This window comes from Bradyrhizobium sp. 22 (genome assembly GCF_000482425.1).
GTDB lineage: Bacteria > Pseudomonadota > Alphaproteobacteria > Rhizobiales > Xanthobacteraceae > Bradyrhizobium > Bradyrhizobium japonicum_B.
Genome location: NZ_KI519399.1, coordinates 2,965,381 through 2,988,032 on the forward strand (window position 1 = coordinate 2,965,381; position 22,652 = coordinate 2,988,032).

General features: G+C 65.3%; 23 protein-coding genes. 16 read left to right on the forward strand and 7 right to left on the reverse strand.

Going from position 1 to position 22,652, the window contains the following annotated elements:
• Window positions 1-5: 5 nt before the first annotated feature.
• Both K410_RS0115280 and K410_RS0115285 read right to left on the reverse strand, forming a co-directional pair.
• Window positions 6-3,530, reverse strand: coding sequence for a molybdopterin cofactor-binding domain-containing protein (locus tag K410_RS0115280; RefSeq protein ID WP_028135696.1), 3,525 nt, complete (start codon window positions 3,528-3,530; stop codon window positions 6-8).
• Window positions 3,530-4,012 carry a (2Fe-2S)-binding protein gene (locus tag K410_RS0115285; RefSeq protein WP_028135697.1) on the reverse strand — a complete coding sequence of 161 codons (483 nt, stop codon included), beginning with the start codon at window positions 4,010-4,012 and terminating at the stop codon, window positions 3,530-3,532. Before K410_RS0115285 ends, K410_RS0115280 begins: the two co-directional genes overlap by 1 nt.
• Window positions 4,013-4,250: 238 nt before the next feature.
• On the opposite strand from K410_RS0115285, the gene K410_RS0115290 reads away from it, so the two are divergent.
• The 8 genes from K410_RS0115290 (at window position 4,251) to K410_RS0115325 (ending at window position 12,487) form a co-directional block, all read left to right on the forward strand.
• Entirely contained in the window at window positions 4,251-5,708 is a 1,458-nt protein-coding gene (locus tag K410_RS0115290; protein WP_028135698.1) for a hypothetical protein, read from the forward strand.
• Window positions 5,705-6,601, forward strand: a complete 897-nt coding sequence (locus tag K410_RS0115295) for a UPF0280 family protein (protein WP_028135699.1) — start codon at window positions 5,705-5,707, stop codon at window positions 6,599-6,601. The genes K410_RS0115290 and K410_RS0115295 overlap by 4 nt, the downstream gene beginning before the upstream one ends.
• A gap of 15 nt (window positions 6,602-6,616) precedes the next feature.
• A complete protein-coding gene (locus K410_RS0115300; protein WP_028135700.1) occupies window positions 6,617-7,201 on the forward strand; it encodes an amino acid synthesis family protein in 585 nt (194 codons plus the stop codon).
• A gap of 80 nt (window positions 7,202-7,281) precedes the next feature.
• On the forward strand, window positions 7,282-8,484 hold the full coding sequence (locus K410_RS0115305) for an ABC transporter substrate-binding protein (protein ID WP_028135701.1): 1,203 nt from the start codon (window positions 7,282-7,284) through the stop codon (window positions 8,482-8,484).
• A gap of 155 nt (window positions 8,485-8,639) precedes the next feature.
• Window positions 8,640-10,529, forward strand: a complete 1,890-nt coding sequence (locus K410_RS0115310) for an ABC transporter permease (protein WP_028135702.1) — start codon at window positions 8,640-8,642, stop codon at window positions 10,527-10,529.
• Window positions 10,526-11,317, forward strand: coding sequence for an ABC transporter ATP-binding protein (locus K410_RS0115315; protein ID WP_028135703.1), 792 nt, complete (start codon window positions 10,526-10,528; stop codon window positions 11,315-11,317). The genes K410_RS0115310 and K410_RS0115315 overlap by 4 nt, the downstream gene beginning before the upstream one ends.
• Window positions 11,314-12,018 (forward strand): ABC transporter ATP-binding protein, encoded by a 705-nt coding sequence (locus K410_RS0115320; protein ID WP_028135704.1) that lies wholly within the window; start codon window positions 11,314-11,316, stop codon window positions 12,016-12,018. Before K410_RS0115315 ends, K410_RS0115320 begins: the two co-directional genes overlap by 4 nt.
• 13 nt (window positions 12,019-12,031) lie before the next feature.
• A complete protein-coding gene (locus K410_RS0115325; protein ID WP_028135705.1) occupies window positions 12,032-12,487 on the forward strand; it encodes a MarR family winged helix-turn-helix transcriptional regulator in 456 nt (151 codons plus the stop codon).
• A gap of 164 nt (window positions 12,488-12,651) precedes the next feature.
• Here the strand turns inward: K410_RS0115325 and K410_RS0115330 are convergent, their stop codons facing one another.
• Together K410_RS0115330 and K410_RS0115335 are read right to left on the reverse strand one after the other, a co-directional pair.
• Window positions 12,652-13,341 carry a hypothetical protein gene (locus tag K410_RS0115330; RefSeq protein ID WP_028135706.1) on the reverse strand — a complete coding sequence of 230 codons (690 nt, stop codon included), beginning with the start codon at window positions 13,339-13,341 and terminating at the stop codon, window positions 12,652-12,654.
• A gap of 125 nt (window positions 13,342-13,466) precedes the next feature.
• The gene (locus K410_RS0115335) at window positions 13,467-14,663 is read right to left on the reverse strand and encodes an amidohydrolase family protein (protein ID WP_028135707.1); all 1,197 of its coding nucleotides are present in this window, start codon (window positions 14,661-14,663) and stop codon (window positions 13,467-13,469) included.
• Window positions 14,664-14,822: 159 nt separating this feature from the next.
• On the opposite strand from K410_RS0115335, the gene K410_RS0115340 reads away from it, so the two are divergent.
• From K410_RS0115340 to K410_RS0115365, 6 genes are all read left to right on the forward strand, one after another.
• Window positions 14,823-15,596: a ferredoxin--NADP reductase gene (locus tag K410_RS0115340; protein WP_028135708.1), complete on the forward strand. Its 774-nt coding sequence runs from the start codon at window positions 14,823-14,825 to the stop codon at window positions 15,594-15,596.
• Between the two features lie 95 nt (window positions 15,597-15,691).
• Window positions 15,692-16,015: a hypothetical protein gene (locus K410_RS0115345; protein WP_028135709.1), complete on the forward strand. Its 324-nt coding sequence runs from the start codon at window positions 15,692-15,694 to the stop codon at window positions 16,013-16,015.
• A 90-nt stretch (window positions 16,016-16,105) separates the two neighbouring features.
• A complete protein-coding gene (locus tag K410_RS0115350) occupies window positions 16,106-17,377 on the forward strand; it encodes a cytochrome P450 (protein ID WP_028135710.1) in 1,272 nt (423 codons plus the stop codon).
• Between the two features lie 98 nt (window positions 17,378-17,475).
• A complete protein-coding gene (locus tag K410_RS0115355) occupies window positions 17,476-17,661 on the forward strand; it encodes a hypothetical protein (RefSeq protein WP_028135711.1) in 186 nt (61 codons plus the stop codon).
• 14 nt (window positions 17,662-17,675) lie between these two features.
• Entirely contained in the window at window positions 17,676-17,873 is a 198-nt protein-coding gene (locus tag K410_RS0115360; protein ID WP_028135712.1) for a hypothetical protein, read from the forward strand.
• A 67-nt stretch (window positions 17,874-17,940) separates the two neighbouring features.
• The gene (locus tag K410_RS0115365; protein WP_028135713.1) at window positions 17,941-18,183 is read left to right on the forward strand and encodes a hypothetical protein; all 243 of its coding nucleotides are present in this window, start codon (window positions 17,941-17,943) and stop codon (window positions 18,181-18,183) included.
• Window positions 18,184-18,217: 34 nt separating this feature from the next.
• Here the strand turns inward: K410_RS0115365 and K410_RS0115370 are convergent, their stop codons facing one another.
• Window positions 18,218-19,468 (reverse strand): DUF763 domain-containing protein, encoded by a 1,251-nt coding sequence (locus K410_RS0115370; RefSeq protein WP_028135714.1) that lies wholly within the window; start codon window positions 19,466-19,468, stop codon window positions 18,218-18,220.
• A gap of 126 nt (window positions 19,469-19,594) precedes the next feature.
• Between K410_RS0115370 and K410_RS0115375 the strand changes: the two genes are divergently transcribed.
• Entirely contained in the window at window positions 19,595-20,734 is a 1,140-nt protein-coding gene (locus K410_RS0115375) for a mechanosensitive ion channel family protein (RefSeq protein WP_028135715.1), read from the forward strand.
• Between the two features lie 12 nt (window positions 20,735-20,746).
• Here the strand turns inward: K410_RS0115375 and K410_RS0115380 are convergent, their stop codons facing one another.
• Together K410_RS0115380 and K410_RS39510 are read right to left on the reverse strand one after the other, a co-directional pair.
• Window positions 20,747-21,670: a PepSY domain-containing protein gene (locus K410_RS0115380; RefSeq protein ID WP_028135716.1), complete on the reverse strand. Its 924-nt coding sequence runs from the start codon at window positions 21,668-21,670 to the stop codon at window positions 20,747-20,749.
• Window positions 21,667-21,831 carry a hypothetical protein gene (locus tag K410_RS39510; RefSeq protein ID WP_155253416.1) on the reverse strand — a complete coding sequence of 55 codons (165 nt, stop codon included), beginning with the start codon at window positions 21,829-21,831 and terminating at the stop codon, window positions 21,667-21,669. Before K410_RS39510 ends, K410_RS0115380 begins: the two co-directional genes overlap by 4 nt.
• Before the next feature lie 99 nt (window positions 21,832-21,930).
• Between K410_RS39510 and K410_RS0115390 the strand changes: the two genes are divergently transcribed.
• Entirely contained in the window at window positions 21,931-22,641 is a 711-nt protein-coding gene (locus K410_RS0115390; protein ID WP_028135717.1) for a TetR/AcrR family transcriptional regulator, read from the forward strand.
• The last annotated feature ends 11 nt before the right edge of the window (window positions 22,642-22,652 follow it).

Here is a 22,652-nt window from a genome sequence, read left to right on the forward strand (position 1 = left end):
TTATCTCAGTGCGCCGACACGCGCACCCGTGCGATCGTATCGCGCACGCCCGGCCACGCCGGCTTGTCGGGTGCGAACTGCCTGCGCAGGAACGTGACGAGCTCCTCGACCTGCGCGTCGCTCATGCTGTTCCCGAACGCCGGCATGTAGCCGAGATCGCTGGAGACCGGATCAGTGATCCCGTGCAGGATCACCTGGACCAGATTGTCCGCCGTCGCGCTGTGCAGGTTGCTGTTCAGCGCGAGCGAGGGGCGAGTGCCGAACAGCGGCAGGCCGCCGACCTCGTGGCACACTGCGCAGGCGCCCTGATAGAGCCGCGCGCCGGGGGACGAGGCGACGGTGACTTGCGTCGCGCCCTCCAGCCTTGCCGCGAGCGCATCCTGTGCCTGCGTCGCAGGGTCGTTGAACGAGTTGAGATAGACCGCCATTGCGCGGATGTCCTGATCGGGAAGGGCCTTGAGATCTCTGACGACAGGCGCCATCGGTCCGGCGGCGACGCCGTGATAGCGCGAATGACCAGTGCGTAAATAGGCGTAAAGTTCGTCCTCGTTCCACGGGATCGGCGCGTGCGAGAGCGAGGTCAGCGGCGGTGCTTCCCACCCCTCGGCGAAGCCGCCGGCGAGATAGGCATTGCGCTGCTCTGCGCCGAGCGCGTTGCGGGGCGAATGGCAGCCGCTGCAATGGCCGAGGCTTTCAATCAGATAGGCGCCGCGATTCCATTGATCGGACCTGGCGGGATCGGGCTTGAATTCCTTCGTGTCGTGGAACAGCGCATTCCAGCCCGCGAGCAGCGGGCGCAGGTTGAACGGGAAGGCGAGTTCGTTCGCCGGTGCCGTCGCACGCACTGAAGGCTGCGCCATCAGGTAGGCATAGAGCGCCTGCATGTCCGCGTCGCTGGTCTTTGCAAAATGCGTGTAGGGAAAAGCGGGATAGAGTTGCCGTCCATCGCGATGCAAGCCATCGCGCATCGCGCGCTCGAAGGCGGGATAGGACCAGGCACCGATGCCTGTCTCGACGTCGGGCGTGATGTTGGTCGTGTAGATGGTCCCGAATGGCGTCTCCAATGCGCGGCCGCCGGCGTTGAGCGCGCCGCCATAATTGGTGTGGCACTCCGCGCAATTGCCGAGCGCTGCAAGCTGCTGGCCGCGCGCGATGGTCGCCGCCGAATAGACCGAAGCGTCGGGCCGGGTGATCGGTGCGATGGCGCGGCCGGGCAGCAGCGCTGCCCCGACGCCGATCGCGGCGGTGCAGACGGCTGCGATCGCTGCAGCGATACCGGCGCGCTTGGCGAATGGATTTACCCAGACGCGAGATGGCTGCGGGGGCGCGGGAGCGGGCAGGGCCTGCGGCGTCACCGCCGCTTCGCCGTGCAGCCCTTTCAGGATGCGCTCGGGCGTGAATGGCGGCTCGCGAAAGCGCACGCCGGTGGCATCGAAGATCGCATTGGCAATCGCCGCCGCACTCGGCACCGAGGCGGACTCGCCAACGCCGAGCGGCGGCTGGTCCTGCCGCGGCAGCATCAAGACGTCGATCTTGGGCACGTCGGGGAAGGGGATGATCGGATAGGCGCCCCATTCGCGCGCCGCCACCGCGCCGCGTTCGAACGAGACCTCTTCCATTAGCGCGCGGCTGGTGGACTGGATGACGTTGCCGTGAATCTGGTGGCGCACGCCGTCCGGGTTGATCATCAGGCCGGAATCCTGCCCGGCGACGACGCGGGTCACGCTGACGTCGCCGGTGGTCTTGTTCACGGCAACATCTGTCACCCAGGCCGACCATGCCGCGCCGTAGCCGGGAAACTTGCTGTGGACGTAAAGGGCATAGGCAAATCCGCGCCCGTGCACGATTTCGCCGTCCTTGTCCTGCCTCACAGGCCGTGGCGTCCAGCCGGCGCGCTCCGCCACGGCATTGACGAGATCGATGGCGCGCTGGTCTTTCAGGTAACGCAGGCGATATTCGATCGGGTCGATTCCGGCCTCGGTGGCGGCCTCGTCGATAAAGGATTCGTGCGCAAAGGTGTTCGGCAGCGCAGAGACGCCGCGAAACCAGGACGCGCGCACGATCGGCGGCGTGTCGTGGGCGACGACGCGCATGTGCTCGTAGTCATAGGGTGGGATCGCAGTGCGGTCGCCCATCTGGAGCACGGCTGGTTCCGGTGAGATTCGACCGGTCAGCAGTAACGCCAGCGTCGGCGCGGCGTTCGAGGGATAGCGCGTGGCGAGATCGTAACCGGCGATGCCGCCGTCGGCATCGAGCCCGCCATTGACGTCGATGAGCTGCGCGGTGCCTTTGGGCTCCCAGGCGTGCTCCTGCTCGCGCGACAGCTGCACGCGCACGGGACGGCCGACCGCACGCGACAGCAGCAGCGCGTCGGCGGTGACGTCGTCGGCGCAGTTGCGGCCGTAGCACCCCGCGGCCTCCAGGCGGATGACCTCGATCTCGCTCTCGGGCCGCTCGATCAGGAGCGCAAGATCGCTGCGCAGCAGGTGCGGGTTCTGCGTGCCCGACCAGACCCTGATATGGCCGTCCTGGAAATCCGCGACCGCGCAGGAGGGACCGATCGAGGCGTGCATCTGATACGGCCAGACATAAGTGCGCTGCATCGGCTTGGCCGCGCCGGATATCGCCGCGCCAACATCGCCCTTGTCGATCAGCGTGCGCGGGGTCGATGGATTGGCGCGCAGTGCGGTCTCGACGTCGGAAAGATCGGTGAGGGTGGGCGTCGGCTTCCAGCTCAGCTTGAGCTGCTCCGCCGCCCGGATCGCATTCTCCTCGCGCTCGGCGACGACACCGACGAAATCGCCGATGCGCACCACGGCCACCAGACCAGGAATGCCGCGGACCGATGCTTCATCGACGCCGATCAGGCTGGTGCCGACAAAGGGTCCTGCATCGACGCCGGCATAGGGCGGTCGCACCACGCGGCCGTGCAGCATGCCGGGCACGCGAATGTCGTGGACGAAGGTCAACTCGCCCGTGGCCTTGGCCGGCAGGTCGACGCGGGGGACGGACTGACCGACGATCGCGTAGTCGCCGACGGGTTTGACCGCGACATCTTCGGCAAGCTCGAGCCGGATCTCTTCGCCGCCGATCAGCTCGCCATAGCTGACGCTGCGATTGTCATGCCCGCGCACCAGGCCGTCCTCGATCCTGAGATCGGCCTCCGGCAGCTCCAGCCGCTCCGCCGCGCGCGAGATCAGGAAGCCTCTTGCCTGCGCTGCGGCCTTGCGCAGCGGCACGGCGGTGATCTGGATGGTCTCGCTCGCGATGGTCGCGCCCTGCTTCGGCACCAGGGCCGTGTCGCCGAGCACCACGATGACGCGTGCAAAAGACACGTCCAGCTCTTCGGCGACGATCTGACCGAGTGCGGTGCGAATGCCGGTGCCGAGATCGACATGGCCGTTATAGGCGGTGACCGAACCGTCGGCCGTGATGCGGACGAAGGTCTCGGACGTCATCTCGTCCACGGTGCGGACGACGACAAGCGATCCCGATGACCGGTCGGCTCCGTTCGAAACAGGGGAGGCCATCAGTCAGCCGCCTCGATGAGCTGGCCCGACGCCCGCATCACGGCGCGCAGGATTTCGACATGGGTGCCGCAGCGGCAGAGATTGTAGCGCAACGCCGCCAGCGCCTCCTGTTCGGTCGGCCGCGGGTTGATTGCAAGCAATGCCTTGGTGGTCATGATCATGCCGTTGAGGCAATAGCCGCATTGGGCGGCCTGCTCGTCGATAAACGCCTGCTGCACGACGTCAGGCTTGTCGCGCGTGCCGAGACCTTCGAGCGTCACGATGTCGCGGCCGGCGCAGCCACTGACGGGAATCACGCAAGCGCGCGCTGCAGCTCCGTCGATCAGGACGGTGCAGGTGCCGCATTCGCCCAGACCGCAACCATATTTCGGGCCGTTGAGCGCGAGATCGTTGCGCAGCACATAGAGCAGCGGCGTCTCCGGCGCCGCATCGATCTCGTGGATCCTGCCGTTCACGGTGAGGCGGATCGGTGTCTGCGTCATCCCTAGGTCCAAGCCCGCATCAAATTCGACATCGTGACGATACCGTTTGTACACAAACGTGCAAGCCATGCATGCCGCAGTGCAGCGCGGCTGCCTTGTTTGTGGACAGAGCGGATGGGCAAATGAGGCTTTATGCGGCAGTTGCATCTTTTGCACTGCACCGCCGCTTGACAGTCGGAGGCGACCGCGCGCAACATCGTTCGTATACGAATGATAACCCGCGCCAGCTGGCTCCGACATGGTGACTGAAACGACGAGCGCCGCCATCGACAAGATCCGCTGCGATGCGTGTCCGGTGATGTGCTACATCAAGCCGGGCGCGGCGGGTGCCTGCGACCGCTATGCCAACCACGACGGCAAGCTCGTCCGCGTCGATCCGCACGTGATCCTGGAGCGCACTGTCTCGCATGGCGGCAAGCTGGTTCCGTTCAGCCGCACGGAAGACTGGGACGGCAAGATCGTCCACGAGCCCTCGACCTTCGTCACCGCGATCGGTGCCGGCACCACCTATCCCGATTACAAGCCTGCGCCCTTCATCGTCTCCGCCGAGGTCGACGGCGTCGACATGGTGACCGTGGTCACCGAGGGCATCTTCTCCTATTGCGGCGTCAAGGTGAAGATCGACACCGACCGCTATCTCGGTCCGGAGACCGCGACCGTGCGCGCGCAGGGTGAGGCGGTCGGCCACGCGACCACCAGCGAATACGGCTCGCAGATGCTGTCGCTCGGCGGCGTGCATCATCTCACCGGCGGCTCCAAGAAGGAGGGCCGCGTCACCTGCGACACGCTGATGGACCTCGCCAATTGCAGGCCGGTCGAGCTCACCATCGACGGCGGCGCCACGGTGGTGGTGCAGGCCGGTCAGCCGCCGATCGTCAACGGCGTCAGGGAAGAACGCATGCGCGTCGGCTGCGGCTCGGCGACGATCGGCATGTTCGCCAAGCAATGGCACGGCAAGGTGGATGAAGTCGTCGTGGTCGACGACCACATCACCGGCGTGCTGAGCGAGCACCAGGCCGGCAAGCTGCTCGACATCGCCGACACCGGCATCAAGATGAAGGGCCGGCGCTCGACGCCGGGCCGCTATTTCCAGGTCGCCGATCCCGGCACGGGGTGGGGCGGCACCAACATTTCCGATCCGCTGACGATCCTCGGACCATTCGATGCCAAGGAAGCCAGACCCGGCCTGACCATGCTGATGGTCTCTACCACCGGTGAGCACTCGTCCTACTACGTGCTCGACGAGGCCTTGAAGCCGGTCGAGACCGAGATGCCTGATGATCTGAAGTTCTCGGTCGAGCGCATCCAGGAGAACTGCGAGCCGGCGCTGTGCACGGTGCTGTTCATGGCGGGGGCCGGCGGTTCCTTGCGCGCCGGCGTCACCGACAATCCGGTGCGGCTGACGCGCTCGGTGAAAGACGCGCTGACGCGCGTCACCAGCGGCGGTGCGCCGGTCTATGTCTGGCCCGGCGGCGGCATCACCTACATGGTCGATGTGACGCAGATGCCGGCAGGCGCGTTCGGCTACGTTCCGACCCCGGCGCTGGTCGCGCCGATCGAGTTCACGATGAAGCTGTCGGACTATGCCGCGCTCGGCGGCCATATGGATTACGTGAAGCCGCTCTCCGAGGTGCAGAATGGCGAAGATGTGCGGCAGCTGCCGTGGCAGAACCCGATTCCTGGGCCACGGGCATGACGAGGCTCCCGCAAATCGCATTGCTGTCTGAGGGCCGGCGGCTGCATTTGCAGGATGGACCGATCGACCTGATCATCGAGGCGAGGGGGCGTGCCGACGCGGTGCGTGCGGCCTATGAGGCCGCGGCGCAGCGGTTCAACGGATTGCTCGACGAGCTCTGCGCGGAGCTGCCCGCGCTGCGCGCTGCGGCCGAGGCGCGGACCTCGCTGAGCGGCGTGGTGGCGCGCCGGATGCACGCGGCGGTCGCGCCCTTTGCCGCCGATGGCTTCATCACGCCGATGGCCGCCGTTGCCGGCAGCGTGGCGGAGGAGATCCTCGGCGCCATGCTGGGCGCTGCGACGCTCGATCGCGCCTATGTCAATAATGGTGGCGACATCGCTCTGCATCTCGGCCGAGGCGAGCATTTTTCGATTGGCCTGATGGATCGCCCCGATGGTGAGGGCGTGATGCGCGCCATGCGGGTCGATGCGGATGACCAGGTCGGGGGTATTGCGACCAGCGGGCGCCACGGCCGCAGCTTTTCGCTCGGGATCGCCGACGCGGTGACGGTGCTGGCCGCGACGGCGTCGCAGGCCGATGCGGCGGCGACGGTCATCGCCAATGCCGTGGATCTGCCCGGGCATCCTGCCATCGTCAGGCAACCGGCCTGCGAGCTTCAGCCCGACAGCGATCTCGGCGCACGTCTTGTCACCCGGCATGTCGACGAGTTGTCAAAGAGCGAGATCGCAGCTGCCCTCGAATCTGGCGTGGAATGTGCACGTCGATTGTTCGATCGCAGATTGATCGAGGGTGCGGTAGTGCGCCTTTGTGGTGATATGCTTGTCATCGGACCTAAGGATATAAGAGAGCAACGAACGCGCCCGCGTCTGCCGGAAGACGCGGTCTGTGCCTGAACAGGGAAGCGAAACATGAGCGCGATCATCCGCAAGATCGTCACCGTCGTCGAAGAGACGCACATGGAGATGGGCCGGCAGGTGTCGCCACCGACGCGGCGTGCGGCTGCGATCGCAGTCATCGAGAATCCCTTTGCCGGGAAATACGTCGAGGATCTTTCGCCGCTAATCGCGATCGGCGAGGAGCTGGGCGAATTGCTGTCGAAGCGTGCGGTGGCGGCGCTCGGCATCGATGGCGCGAAGGCGCAGAGCTACGGCAAGGCCGCGGCCGTCGGCGAGAACGGCGAATTGGAGCATGCTGCCGCGATCCTGCATCCCAAGATGGGGGCGCCGGTGCGCAAGGTCCTGGGCAAGGGCGCGGCGCTGATCCCGTCCTCGAAGAAGCGCAGCGGACCGGGCACGACGCTCGACATTCCGCTCGGGCACAAGGATGCGGCCTTCGTGCGCAGCCATTTCGACGGCATGGAAGTGCAGATCAACGACGCCCCGCGCGCCAACGAGATCATGGTCGCGGTCGCCGTCACAGACAGCGGCCGTCCGCTGCCGCGCGTCGGCGGGCTGACGGTCGCGGAGATCAAGGGCGAAGACGGTCTGAGATAGGGTTTGAACCGGGGAGGCGGGCATAGCTTCCCCGACACGATTACGCTGAAGACGTAGAGAGTTCAAAACTGGAGGTTGGGATGCGAGCGAGAAACTATTTTGTGGGAGCGGCCTTCGCGCTCCTGGCAGGCGGCATGGCTCATTCGGCCATGGCGCAGGACATCAAGATCGGCGAGATCAACAGCTATTCGCTGCTGCCGGCGTTCACCGAGCCCTATCGTAAGGGCTGGCAGCTCGCGGTCGAGGAGGTCAACGCGGCCGGCGGCATCAACGGCAAGAAGCTCGTCGTCGTCTCCAAGGACGACGGCGGCAAGCCGGCGGACGCGCAGACCGCGGCCAACGAGCTGGTGTCGAGCGAGGGGGTTGCGATGCTCGCCGGCACGTTCCTCTCCAACATCGGCCTCGCCGTCAGCGACTTCGCCAACCAGAAGAAGGTGTTCTTCCTCGCAGCCGAGCCGCTGACCGACGCCATCACCTGGTCGAAGGGCAACAAATACACCTTCCGCCTGCGCCCCTCCAATTACATGCAGGCCGCGATGCTGGTGGAAGCCGCCAGCAAGCTGCCGGCCAAGCGCTGGGCGACGATCGCGCCGAATTATGAGTACGGCCAGTCGGCGGTCGCGGTGTTCAAGAAGCTGATGTCGGAGAAGCGCCCGGACATCCAGTGGGTCGACGAGCAATGGCCGCCGCAAGGCAAGATCGACGCAGGTCCCGTGGTGCAGGCCGTTGCCGCCGCCAACCCCGAAGCGATCCTCAACGTCACCTTCGGCGCCGATCTCGTCAAGCTCGTGCGTGAAGGCAACACCCGCGGCCTGTTCAAGGGACGCGAGGTCGTCTCGTTCCTGACCGGCGAGCCCGAATATCTCGATCCGCTCAAGGACGAGACGCCCGAGGGATGGATCGTCACCGGTTATCCCTGGTACTCGATCAAGACGCCCGAGCATGATGCGTTCCTGAAGGCCTACCAGGCCAAGTACAACGACTACCCGCGCCTCGGCTCGATCGTCGGCTACCAGACCATCAAGGCGGCAGCGGCAATCCTGGCCAAGGCCGGCTCCACCGACCCGGAGAAGCTGATCGCGGCCGCGGAAGGGCTCTCCATGCCGTCACCGTTCGGCGAGATCACCTTCCGCAAGATTGATCACCAGTCGACACTCGGTGCCTTCGTCGGCAAGACCGCGCTGAAGGACGGCAAGGGCGTGATGGTGGATTCGTCCTACAAGAAGGGCGCGGACTATCTGCCGAGCGATGCCGAAGTCGCGAAGCTGCGTCCGAAGGATTAAAGAGCCGTTCCGAACTCCGCCGCGTAGGGTGGGTTAGCCGAAGGCGTAACCCACCTTCTGCGGCACACGAGAGATGGTGGGTTACGCCGGGCGACAGCGCTCCGCGCTGTCGCTGGGCTAACCCACCCTACGACATCACTCAACCCGGACCGCCGATGGCCTTTTACGTCGTACAGTTTCTGACCGGTCTCGCCAGCGCGGCGTCGCTGTTCCTGGTGGCCTCGGGCCTGTCGATCATCTTCGGCGTGACCCGGATCGTGAATTTCGCGCATGGTGCCTTCTACATGATCGGCGCCTACATCGCCTTCACGCTCACCGAGCGCCTGTCCGGCGCGTTCGGCTTCTGGGGCAGCATCGTGCTGGCGGCGCTCGCGGTGGCCGTCATCGGCGTCATCGTCGAGATGGTGCTGCTGCGCCGCATCTATCATGCGCCGGAATTGTTCCAGCTGCTCGCGACGTTCGGCCTGACCTTGATGGTCGAGGATCTCGTGGTGCTGGTCTGGGGGCCGGACGATCTCGTCGGCCGCCGCGCGCCGGGCTTCAGGGGCGCCATCGATTTCTTTGGCCAGAACATCCCGAGCTACGATCTGTTCCTGATCGTGCTGGGGCCGGTCGTGCTCGGTATCCTCTGGCTGCTGTTTCAGCGCACGCGCTGGGGGGTCCTGGTGCGCGCCGCGACGCAGGACCGCGACATGGTCGCAGCCCTCGGCGTCAATCAGAAATGGCTGTTCACGTCAGTGTTCGCGGTCGGCGTCTTCCTCGCCGCGCTTGGCGGCGCCCTTCAGATCCCGCGCGATGCCGTGCATCACGCCATGGATCTGCGCATCATCGTCGAGGTCTTCGTCGTCGTCGTGATCGGCGGCCTCGGCAGCATCATCGGCGCCTTCGTCGCGGCGGTGCTGGTCTCCGAGCTCAATGCCTTCGGCATCCTGATCTTTCCGAAGATCTCCATCATCCTGGTCTTCCTGGTGATGGCGGTGGTGCTGATCGTGCGCCCCTGGGGCCTGTTCGGCAAGCCGGAGGCGCCCGCGCGCAAGACGCCGGGCCTGACGGTCAATCCGTGGCGGCCGTTGACGTCAAACGAACGTCTGGCCGCGTTCGCAGCGCTCGTCGCGGCGGCCACCTTGCCGCTGTTCGCCGGCAATTACCTGCTGACCGTCGGCTCGGAGATCGCGATCTTCGTGATCTTCGCCGTCTCCCTGCATTTCCTCATGTCTGTCGGCGGGCTCGCGTCGTTCGGCCATGCCGCCTATTTCGGCCTCGGTGCGTATGGCATCGCATTCCTTGCCAAGATGGCGGGGCTGCCGATGGTCGTCTGCCTGCTTCTCGGGCCGCTGCTGGGCTGCATGGGCGCCGCCGTGTTCGGCTTCTTTGCCGTGCAGCTCTCCGGTGTCTACTTTGCGATGCTGACGCTGGCCTTTGCACAGATCGTCTGGTCGATCGCGTTCCAATGGGTCAGCGTGACAGGCGGCGACAACGGCATCCTGGGCGTCTGGCCGGAGACGTGGGCGGCGAGCCCGTCGCACTTCTATTGGCTGGCGCTCGGCGTTGCGGCGCTGGTCACCGTCGCACTGCGGGCCATGGTGTTCTCGCCCTTCGGCTACGCGCTTCGTGCCACGCGCGACTCGCTGCTGCGCAGCGAAGCAATCGGCATCGACGCCAAGCGCATCCAGTGGACGGCGTTCGTGATCGCTGGCACGACCGCCGGCATCGGCGGCGCGCTGTTCGCCTACCTCAAGGGCAGCGTCTTCCCCGACAATCTCGGCATCTCGCTGTCGGTCGATGCACTCGTCATGGTGCTGCTCGGCGGCGTCGAGACGGTGTCGGGCGCGGTGATCGGCGCCATCGTCTACAAGGCGCTCAACATCTGGCTGGTCAGCCAGACCGATCTGTCGAAGCTCGTGCTCGGCGGCTTCATCATGCTGATCGTCGTCGTCTTTCCCAAGGGCATCGTCGGCATGCTGGAAACGTTGGCGCAGCGCCGCAGGAAAGCGCCGCCGCCGGCCTCGCCTCTGCTTGCCAAGCCGATCGAGTCTGCCGAATGAGCGTTGCACCTCCACTTCTCGCGGTCGAAGGTCTGACCAAATCCTATGGCGGCATCCATGCCGTGCGCGGCGTCTCGTTCTCACTGCGCGCCGGCGAGATCCTGGCACTGATCGGGCCGAACGGTGCGGGAAAGAGCACGTGCTTCGACATGCTCAACGGCCAGAACGTGCCTGATAGCGGGCACGTCCGCCTGCTCGGCGAAGAGATCACCGGCAGAAAGCCGCGCGATGTCTGGCGGCTCGGCGTCGGGCGCACCTTCCAGATCACCGCGACATTCGCCACCATGACCGTGCGCGAGAACGTGCAGGTCGCGCTGATCTCGCACGGGAGGCAGCTGTTCAATCTGTTCGGTTCGGCACCCAAGTTCGACCGCGACGAGGCCGGCCGGCTGCTCGAACTGGTCGGCATGGGCGGTTATGCGGATCGGCCCTGCGGCGAGCTCGCCTATGGCGATCTCAAGCGGCTCGAGCTTGCGGTGGCGCTCGCCAACCAGCCCAAGCTTTTATTGATGGACGAGCCGACTGCCGGCATGGCGCCGCGCGAGCGCGTCGATCTGATGCGGCTCACGGCGCAGATCGCGCGGGAGAAATCGATCGGCGTGCTCTTCACCGAGCACGACATGGACGTGGTGTTCGAGCATGCCGACCGCATCATTGTGCTCAACCGCGGCACCCTGATCGCCGAGGGCTCGCCGGCCGAGGTGCGCGGCAATCCGCAGGTACAGGCGGTCTATCTCGGCGAGGGCCTGGTCTACGATCCCCGCCACCGCGAGGGAGCATCCGCATGAAGCTCACGGTGCAGGACCTCAACAGCCATTACGGCCCGGCCCATATCCTGTTCGACATCGGCTTCGAGGTCGGCGAAGGCGAGGTGGTGGCGCTGCTTGGGCGCAACGGCGCCGGCAAGTCGACTACGTTCCGCTCGATCGTCGGCCTCGTCGCACAGCGAACCGGCCGCATCACGTTCGAGGGCAGGGACGTCTCGACAAAGCCGACCCACGAGATCGTGCGCGGAGGGCTCGGCTACGTGCCGGAGGAGCGGCGAATCTTCACGGATTTGACGGTTGAAGAGAATCTCGAGGTCGGCCGCCAGCCGAAGCGGGCGAACGCGCCGCACTGGACGCGCGAAAAGCTGTTCGCGCTGTTTCCCAATCTCGGTGAGATGAAGAACCGTCCGGGTGGCCGCATGAGCGGCGGCGAGCAGCAGATGCTCACCATCGCGCGTACGCTGATGGGCAATCCCTCGCTGGTGCTGCTCGACGAGCCCTCGGAAGGCCTATCGCCCAAGATCGTGGAGCAGATGGTGGATGCCATCCTGACCATGAAGAAGGAGGGCGTCAGCATCGTGGTCTCCGAGCAGAACCTGCACTTTGCGCGGCTGATCTCGGATCGCGCCTATATCATCGAGCGCGGCCGCATCTGCTTCGGCGGCACCATGGCCGAGCTCGACGCGCGTCCTGATATCCGCGACGCGCATCTGTCGTTGTAGGGGCGGGGAACGGATGGCGAGAAGCGTCACGGCGAAGAAGAACGTCAAACCGGCAAAACCGCCTTACGTGCTCGACGAGCAGGTCGGCTTCATCCTGCGCCAGGTCTGGCAGCGCCACAGCTCGATCTTCGCCCGCGATATCGGCACCAATCTGACGCCGACGCAATGGGCCGCGTTGTCCAAGCTCGCCGAGACCGGTCCGTGCTCACAGAATCAGCTCGGCCGCCTGACGGCAATGGATGTCGCCACCATCAAGGGCGTGATCGACCGCCTCACGGCGCGCGGCCTGACCGAGACCAGTCAGGATCCCGAAGACGGACGCCGCTTGCTTGTGAGCCTGACGCGCGCCGGCCAGCAACTCGCGGAGAAGCTGGCGCCCAATGCGCTGGCGATCACCCGCGAGACTCTGGCGCCGCTCGACGCCAAGGAGCGCGAGACGTTGATGGCGCTGCTGAACAAGCTGCGCTGACGACGGTGTCGAAGGGTGGGCAAAGCGCAGCGTGCCCACCATCTCTGTCATCAGTGAGAGATCGTAGGCACCGCGCTTTGCGCCTTTGCCCATCCTTCGGCAGTTGGACAAGGAGCGCAGATCTGTTTGCGTTGTGAAATTCCTAAAGAGAGCCGTTCTCAACGTTATGTCTTGCCCGGCCATTTGGCGCGGTAGCGGATTTCGCTGCCGTCAGTCAGCCGCCGCCACGTTCCGAACTCCGGCGTATGCGGGGCGCGGGCCGTCAAGTCGATCGGATAGATTCGGGTCGGCTGGCCCTGGATGCTCACAGCGAGTTGACGGTGCGAGGTTCGAAAGGCGAGTTCGACCTCGCCTGCGATGACAGGCTGGTCGCCGTCGCGATAGAAGGCGGTCGGGTTCACTTCGCCCGGCATGGTGTTGAGGTCGGTTTGCAATTCGATGCTGATGCCCTGTGCTGCCGTCGGCACTGCTACTCCCGCCGGAAGGCGGACCTCGAACACGAGAAGCGGATTGGCCGCGTTCGGATTGAGCCACGGCGTCGCGGTCGCATAGGCGTAAGCGAGGTAAGCGGCGGCGGCTGCGACGCACAAGAGTGCGACGATACCAAGGGACTTCAGACTGGTGCGGGCGACGCTTCCGTTGCTTGCGTCTGTCTCTGGGCGCGTCACCAGCCAGCTTGCGAGCACCGCGCCGGCGATTGCGCCGATGGGAGAGTAGACGAACAGTCCCAGCAGACCCGATGTGATCGGGTCCGCCCGGTTGCCGAAATCGAAGAAGGACAACAGCACAAAAGTGGCGATATAGCCCGCCACCGCGCCGGCAGCGCCGACGGCTATTCGCGATGAGCTTTTCATGTCTGCCTCGATGGTCCAGCAATGAATTGCCGCCGCCGAGGGCTGCCTGCGTTAGACGCAGCAGGCCGCAAATTTGTTCAAACTCTTCGAGGGACGATGCGGAGCGTTTGGCCGCTCCGCCTGAGTCACTTCGCCACCACCTCGGGCACTTTCCCCGCCGGCGGGGTGTTGCGGCTGCGCTGGGTGCGTACGATGCCGTCGATGATGGTCATGCCGATGCCGGGCAGGTCGCCGAGCTGGACGCTCTCCAGGATGTTCTTGCCGGGCGAGTGCTGCGCCTTGTCCATGATGACGAAGTCGGCGGAACGGCCGACCTCGATCAGGCCGCAATCGAGCTGCCGCATCCGCGCGGTGTTGCCGGTGGCGAGGCAGAACGCGATCTCGGCCGGCAGATCGCCGAGCGAGGACAGCATCGAGACCATGCGCAGGATGCCGAGCGGCTGCACGCCGGAGCCGGCGGGCGCATCGGTGCCGAGGATGACGCGGTGCAGGTCGCCCATCTCGCGCGCGGTGCGCAGCGTGAACAGGGCCGAGCGTTCATTGCCGTTGTGCACGAGCTCGAGCCCGCGCTTGCAGCCCTCGCAGATGCAGCGGATCTGGTCGTCGGGCAGCGCCGTGTGCCCGCCGTTGATGTGGCCGACGACGTCGGTGTCGGCCTCCAGCACCACGTCCTTGTCGATCAAGCCGGAGCCGGGGATCGAGGGGCCGCCGGTGTGGATCGTGCTCTGGATGCCGTATTTGCGCGCCCAGCCGACCATCTTGCGTGCAGTCGGGCCGTCCTTGACGCCGCCAAGGCCGACTTCGCCGAGCAGCTTGACGCCGTTGGCGGCCATCTCCTTGAAGTCTTCCTCGACCATCTCGCATTCGATCACCGGCGCGCCGGCGTGAACCTTCACGCCGCCGGGACGCAAGGTCCAGAACGCGCGCTGGGCGAACACCGCCATGGCCTTGAGGCCGACGACGTCGCGGGGACGGCCGGGCATGTGCACCTCGCCGGCGGAGATCATGGTGGTGACGCCGCCATGGAGATAGCTGTCGATCCAGTTGATCTGGTTCTGCCGCGGCGTCCAGTCGCCGGCGACCGGGTGGACGTGGCTGTCGATCAGGCCCGGCGCCACCGTGGTGCCCTGGGCGTCGACAATGGTGGTCGCGCCCTCGATATCGACGTCCTTGAAGCGGCCGATGGCGGTGATCTTGCCGTTCTCGGCGACGATGGTGTCGCCGTCCAGGATCGGCTTTTCCAGGGCGCCGGACAGGATCAGGCCGATATTCCGGATCACGAGCTTGGAGGGTCCGGCGGCCTGGGGGGCGTCATGCGCCATGGAAAGGGCTCCTTATTCCTAACTGCAACGCTTCCGATCTTGGGCAGCCTTGACCGCGGGATCAAGCCGGATTATTCATTAGTACACGAATGATCGTGTACAAACGACGCATAGCTGGACCGCCTCGAAGACCGCAATTGACGCGACAGGGAAGGTGAGATGAGCAATTTCAATCAGGAAAGCGTTTTGAGCGTCCACCACTGGACCGACACGCTGTTCTCTTTCAAGACCACGCGGAGCCCGACCTTCCGCTTCCGCAACGGCGAATTCACCATGATCGGGCTCAAGGTCGGCGAGAAGCCGCTGCTGCGGGCCTACAGCGTCGCCAGCGCCAATTACGAGGACACGCTGGAGTTCTTCTCGATCAAGGTGCCCGACGGCCCGTTGACGTCGCGGCTGCAGCACCTGAAGGAAGGCGACGAGATCATCGTCAGCCGCAAGGCCACCGGCACGCTCGTGATCGACAATCTGGAGGAGGGGCGCAACCTCTACCTCATCGGCACCGGCACGGGCCTTGCGCCGTTCCTGAGCGTGATCAAGGATCCCGAGACCTACGAGCGGTTCCAGAAGGTGGTGCTGCTGCATGGCTGCCGGCACGTCAAGGAGCTCGCCTATGGCGAGATGATCACCCAGACGCTGCCGCAGGACGAGCTGATCGGCGAATACATCCGCGAGCAGCTGATCTATTACCCGACCGTGACCCGCGATCCCTTCCGCAATCGCGGCCGCATCACCGATCTGATCACCTCGGGCAAGCTGTTCAGCGATATCGGTCTGCCGGTGCTGGAAGCCGCCCACGACCGCGTCATGATCTGTGGCAGCCCCGCGCTGGTGGCGGACACCCGCGTGCTCCTGGGCGAGCGCGGCTTCGTCGAGGGCAATCACGGCGAGCCGGCCCAGTTCGTGGTCGAAAAGGCCTTCGCGGAGCGCTAAGCGCGCAGAAAGACCGTATTTTCGCCCTCGGGCGGGCGTTGCGGTGCCGATTCGGCGCTTGATACACTGTGGGAACGAATCAGCGGAGTTCCCACATGGTTGCGGACAGCGACAGCAACATCGCCTGGCACCGGGTTCAGTTGAGGAAGAATCGTGCCGAGTTGAAGGCGCTCGAGACCGCGCGCTTCACGATGGGGGAAATCGCATCGTCGAAGCGGAACGGCCAGACCCAGAAGGCGGTCGCGGAAATCAAGCGCAAGATCGCGCAGTCGGAGCGTGTGATCGCCGATCACGACAAGCGCACGCGCCGTCCGCTCGCAACCGACCTGCAGAGCCTCAGCAATGGCAGTTGGAGCCATTGGGACGCCTACACCCAGCAGCAGCGCAAGACGGGTCAACGTTCGCCGGAACGCGGCTAGACTCGTCTCGTTCCCGAAGGGGAAGGCCCCTTGCGCCGCCCGGGCCGCGCACCATCTGGGTGAGACGCCAGTAATCAGTGCGGTGATCCCATGAATGTGCGCCTCGATTTCACCAGCGAGGCCTTCTTTCGCGATCCGCCCAGGGCCATTGCGACGCTGCGCATGTCCGGGCCCGTGGTTGCGACACGGTTTCCTCTCATCGGCGACGTCTGGATCACCACGACCCATGACGCCACCGCGCAGGTCCTGAAGGACGACGCGATCTTCACGTTGCGAAAGGAAGACGGCGACGTCGCCGGTCTGCGCTGGTGGATGCCGCGCTACGTCCGGACCATCGCCAACAACATGCTGACGATGGACGAGCCGGATCACACCCGGCTGCGCAGCATCGTGGACGAGGCCTTTCGCCGCCGCGCGATCGTCGCGATGGAGCCGCGCATCCGTGCCATCGCCGACGGCCTCGCCGACGAGCTGTTCTCGGCGGGAAGTCCGGCCGATCTGGTTCAGCGCTATGCGCGCATCCTGCCGCTCGCGGTGATCTCGGAATTGCTCGGGTTGCCGTTGGCCGATCGTCCCCGCTTCATCGCCTGGGCCAATACGATGTCCTCGCTGACCAACGTCGTCAGCTTCTTCCGCCTGCTGTTTGCGTTCCGCAAGATGCGTGCCTATCTGGATCGACAATTGCAGGTCGCGCGCGAACATGGCGGCGAGGGCCTGATCGCAGAGCTGGTCCAGGTCGAGCGCGAGGGCGGCCAGATCACGCCGGATGAAATGGTCTCGATGGTCTTTCTGCTGCTTGCGGCGGGGTCGGAGACCACCACACATCTCATCAGCGGCTCCGCTTACGAGCTCCTCAGAAGTCCGGACTTGCGCGATTGGCTGGAGCAGGACTGGAGCCGCATCGGGCTCGCTGTCGAGGAGTTCCTGCGCTTCGTCTCCCCCGTGCAGTTCTCCAAGCCGCGCTATGTCCGGCGGGATGTCGTGGTCGAAGGCGTACGTCTGAGCAAGGGCGATCGGGTCATGGTGATGCTCGCCGCCGCGAACATGGATCCGGCGATGCATGACCGTCCGGAGCGGCTCGATCTCGAGCGCAAGCCGAATCGTCATCTCTCGTTCGGAACGGGAATCCATTTCTGCCTCGGCCATCAGCTCGCGCGCATCGAGGCGGCCTGTGCGCTGGAAGCGCTGTTCGTGCGCTGGCCGAAACTCGGCTTGGCCGTCGATCCCGCAGAGGTGCACTGGCGCAAGCGGCCGGGCTTGCGCGCGATCGCGAGGCTTCCGGTCACGGCCGAGGGCCGGGGAACACGGATGACTGCGTGCAGCGAAGCAAGCATCGATCGTTCCCTTACCGCGGCGAGCTGACGCAAGTGTCCCTTCGGAGAATCTTTGTCACACATCGTCCAGGAACGGTGTGCCGCTCGTCCTGTTGTCCCCTCGCACGTTCGAACGGGAGACAGATCATGACCAGCAAGATGCCACCTGTTCCGCCGGAAAATCAGAGTCGCAAGGGAACCAGCGACAGCAAGCAAATGTCCGCTGATCAGACGCCGCATGGCCAGCAGCGCGCGGAAAATCCGGACCAGCAGGGACAGCAGGGCAACATCAAGCAGAACACGACCAACCAGGGATATCAGCAAGATCGTTGAGGAGGGCGACATCCATGTCGACATCCACCAAGACCCCGAACAGCATCCGCCAAGGCGGACCCGGCGCCTCACACGAGAACGCCAAGGCGCCGCTGGAGGTGAAGAAGCCGCCCGCCGACAATTCGCAACGCAATCATAGCCGCGTCTCGGGCGGTGGAGGCGAGCGCGACTCCCATCACACGCACGACGAGGCGGGCAAGGGCGGCAGGTGACGCTGCAAGTTCCGATGCAGAGCTCGTCACGGAAACACGAAGAAGATCACTGCAAGAGGAGAAACCGATGCCAGGAGGGCATGGCAGCAAGACGCATTTCAGATCCGGCATGCACGGCAAGGGCGACGGCACCGGCGGCATGACCGAAATCCCCAAGGAGATGATCGGCGACAACATGGTCCTGTCCAACCGCGACAAGAAGCAGCATTCGGACATCCGCGGCATGGACGGCAAGACCATCCAGACCGAACAATATCAGGACCACGCCGCCAACCGGCTCGACGAGAAGCCGGAGACCGACGAGACCTAACAGCGTTCCTCCCGACCAACTTGCGGACCGGTGTTCAACCGGTCCGCTTTTTTGTGAGCGCGAGGTCGCGTTCCCAGCCGAACACGGAGCGGCCGTCGAGATCGGGCGAGGCGGCGCGCTCATTGGCGATGTAGGCCTCCACCGAAGGTCCCCGGGCAGTCCGCTCCAGCCGCCGGGCCTGATCGTCGAGCCGTTTCATCGCCTGCATCTCTTCCTCACGCCCGAGCTTGGCGCTCTGGATCGCGCCCTTCAGCACGCGGATGGTCTCGTCATAGACCTTGATCGGGACGGGATAGGGATGCCGGTCCTTGCCGCCATGGGCGAGCGAGAAACGCGCCGGGTCCGCGAAGCGATAGGGCGCGCCGTGCACGACCTCCGCGACCATCGCCAGCGAGCGCACGGTGCGGGCGCCGACGCCGGGCGTCAGCAGCAATTCGGGAAAGTCGGCCGGGCCGCGCTCGGCCGCGGCGGCCAGCGTGCCGTGCAGGCGGCGCGCAAATACGTCCTTCGGACGCACGTCGTGGTGCGCGGGCATGATCAGATGCGGCAGCATGGGCTGAGCCGGCTCGGACGCAGTCCCGACCAGACGTTCGAATTCGGAGACGATGCGATCGGGACCGAGATCATCCAGGAGATCGAGCTGCGCGGTGCGTGAGACGTCGGCGCGATGGTCGGTGAGATTGACGATCTCGCCCTGTTGCGGCCCGTCGATCGCGCTATGCGGCGCATCGACGAAGCTCTTCAGCGCCTCGGAATGCCAGTGATAGCGGCGGGCCTGGCGCTTGTCGCCGTTCATGCCCTGCTGCACCACCGTCCATTTGCCGTCGGCGGTGACGAAGAAGCCGTGGAGATAGAGGTCGAAGCCGTCCTGCACGGCCGCGCTGTCGACCTTCGCCACCAGGCGGCTGGCGCGAGTCAGCTCTGCGCCGTCGAAGCCGACGCGCTCGCCGAGTTGCATCAGCTCGTCCGGTGTCTTGCGCGAATGCTGGCCCCGGCCGCCGCAGACATAGATCCCGAGCTCGTCCTGAAGCGGGCCCAGCCCGCGCTTCAACGCGCCGATCACCGACGTCGTGATGCCGGAGGAGTGCCAGTCCATTCCCATCACGGCGCCGAACGACTGGAACCAGAACGGATGGGACAGCCGCTGCAAAAATGCATCGCGGCCGTAATGATGCACGATCGCCTGCGTGACGATCGACCCGAGCGAGGCCATGCGGCTCGCCAGCCAGGGCGGAACCCGTCCGGTATGCAGGGGAAGATCGGCGCTGCCGCTACGTCGAGTCATGAGCCCCCAAATTAGCCCAGTTCGGCGACACTTGCACCTATGGGATGCTGCGTTGCACAGGGCGGGGGAGCGAAGCCGGCTGAGAGGCGTTGAGCCGGCTGTCGCGGAGCAAATTGGGAAATGGCGATGCATTGGCAGGCTGTGATGGCCGACATCGACGGAATGCTCGGCTGGATACCGTCATGGTTCATCGGTCTCAGCCTCGTTGCGGCAGCAATCCTCCTTGCGCTGTCGTTCTACCGGATCGCCAAATGGCTGCTTAACCGGGCCTTTGGAACCCGCCTGCCGCTGCTGAGCGTGTTCATCGAGCGGACGTCCGGCCCGGCTCAGCTGGCGCTGTGTCTGGCGGCCGTCGCCCTGGTCCTGCCGCTCGCGCCGCTCGACGACACGATCCGTACGCCGATGATGCGCCTGTTCGTCGTCGCCGTCATCGCACTGATCGGCTGGATCTCGATCAGGATCGTCGATATGAGCGCGGCGCGCTATCTGCAGAATTTCCGCGATGTCACCGAAAATTTCGTCGCGCGCAAGCACGTCACGCAGGTCCGCGTGTTCAAGCGCGTCACCGACACCATCATCGTCATCATCACGGTGTCGACCGCGCTGATGACGTTCGATTCGGTCCGGCAATACGGCGTCAGCCTGTTTGCCTCGGCAGGCGCCGCCGGCATCATCGTCGGCCTTGCGGCGCGGCCGCTGCTGAGCAACCTGATCGCGGGCTTGCAGATCGCGATCACCCAGCCGATCCGTATCGAGGACGCGGTGATCATCGAGAACGAGTGGGGCTGGGTCGAGGATATCGCCGCGACCTATGTCGTGATCCGGCTGTGGGACTGGCGCCGCATGGTGGTGCCGCTGTCCTATTTCATCGAGAAGCCGTTCCAGAACTGGACCCGCGACACCGCATCCCTGATCGGTGTGATCGCGCTTCATGTCGATTATCGCGCCGACGTTCCGCGCATTCGGCGCTGGCTGGAGGAGGCGGTGAAGCAGTCCAAGCTCTGGGATGGGGCCGTCGTCAATCTTCAGGTGATCGATGCGGACGCGCGCACCATCGAGCTGCGCGCGCTGGTCAGCGCGCGAAACGCGCCGCAATCCTGGGATCTGCGCTGCGAGATGCGAGAGAAGATGATCGCCTTCATCCGTGACGAGATGCCGGAAGCGCTGCCGCGCGATCGCGCGATCCTGATCCCCTCGGCCGACAACGATGGCGATCTCTTCCAGCGCGTCGCACCGGAGAAGATGCGGGCGGGCGCACGCAATTGACTCTCCGCGCGATCAGCTAGCGCCGACCATTGCCGCGTCGGTCGGCCCCTCCGCGCGCGGTCGCCGCTTGCGCAACGTTCGCCGCGCCCAGATCAGCAGGCCGGTCGACAGCAGGATCAGCAGCGCGATCGACGTCACGACATTGAGCGGCGTGGCGATCAGGGCCGACCAGTTTCCCTCGTGGATCAGGCGCGGCCAGTTGCGCGGCAGGGGGGTGGCCCCGGACGACGTGACGGCATAGGCGCGCAACTCGCCGCCGTCATAAAGTCTTGCCATCGTGCGGCCGCCGCGCGTGCCGATCGAGACCAGATGCGACAGCTCATGCGAGGCTGCAACCATGCGGATCGCGTCCGGCAGGGCGAGAGGGCGGTCGGTTGCGGCCGGAGCAGTTCCACTCTGGAATGTCAGGCCGAACGCCATGCACAGACCGGTCAGCGGACTGAGCAGGATCAGCGGCAGCGTGAACCAGGCGGTTGCCTTGTGCCATCCCGACAGCGTGTTGCGCAGCCGCGGCAATCCCATGACGATGCCGAGCAGCATGATGATCACGATGGCCAGCGTGGATGCCGTCACCAGCCAGGCCTGGCCGATGAGGCGTTCGTGCGTGAACCGGGCCCAGAGCAAGACATTCGACAGGGTCGAACCCGCCGAGGCGGCTTCGCCGGTTGCAAGATCGATCGCCGGCACGTTGGTGCCCCGGAGCGTGATGCTGCGGCTGCCCGCGTCGATGGAGAGGCCTCGCGCCTTGCCATCGGGATCGTATCGCTCCACCACCTCGATGATACGGTCGGCCTCGATCGCGGCACCGCTCATGATAGTCGTTTGCACGAGAGGCTCGATCGACAGAATCAGGCCGGTGACGATGATCGCGAGCAAGGGAAGAGCGAAGACCAAAGTGATCCAGCGATGCAGCCTCAACAATGCGGGTTTACTCATTCGTCGTCCTCGGTGCCTTCCAGACAGTGCTCGCGCAGCGCCGTGCAAAACACAAATGACGCTTTGTCCATGCTGTTGCGTTGACGCGCAGCAACCGGGCTCAGAATTCGCGGCGAAATATGCCGTCGCCAGCCGATCGGTTCGGCAAGCGGATTCGACATGCCTAGGAGAGGCTTGTCCGGCTCCTTCCGAGCCGTCCTCGCAGGCCGCCGCGGTTTTTGTTGACGAGACCTGATCTTTTGTACGATAGTACAAATCACATGGTCCGCAAGCCCACCAGCAAGGAAACGGCCCGCAAGCCGAATATGCGCGAGGCAATCCTCGCCGCGGCCGAGGAGCTGTTCGCCACCAACGGCTTCAATGCCGTCTCGGTGCGCGATATCGCGCACGCGGCCGGGGCCAATCCCGGCAGTGTGACCTATCATTTCAAGACCAAGGACGGGCTGCTGCTGGAGATCTATCGGCGCCATTGCGGGCCGATGAACCTGCGCCGTTCGGAGCTGCTCGCGGCCGCCCGGCGCGTGCGCGATCTGCAGGACCGGCTGGAGGCGATCGTGCGCGCCTATGTGGTGCCGGCATTCACCTCGGGCAGCGATCTCGCCGGCGGCGGGGCGCGCTTCACGCGGCTGCGCGCTGTGATGTCGGCGGAAGGCAACGAGGTCACGCGAAAGATCATCGCGCAGACTTTTGACGATACCAGCCACGCCTTCATCGATGCGGTCCACGAAAGCCTGCCGCATATTCCGCGCACCGACATCGTCTGGCGCAGCCATTTCCTGCTCGGCGCGCTCTATTATTCACTGGTGACGCCGGACCGCGTTTCGCGCCTGTCGCGCGGCGAGGCCGACGGCGGCGATGCCGCCACTGCCATCGAGCAATTGGTGCAGGCGACGGTTGCCTCGTTCCAGGCGCCGCCGCTCGATCATGCCGCGCCGGCGCGGCGCCGGCCGGTCGTCAGCAGCAAGACTTGAAACAAGCGGTC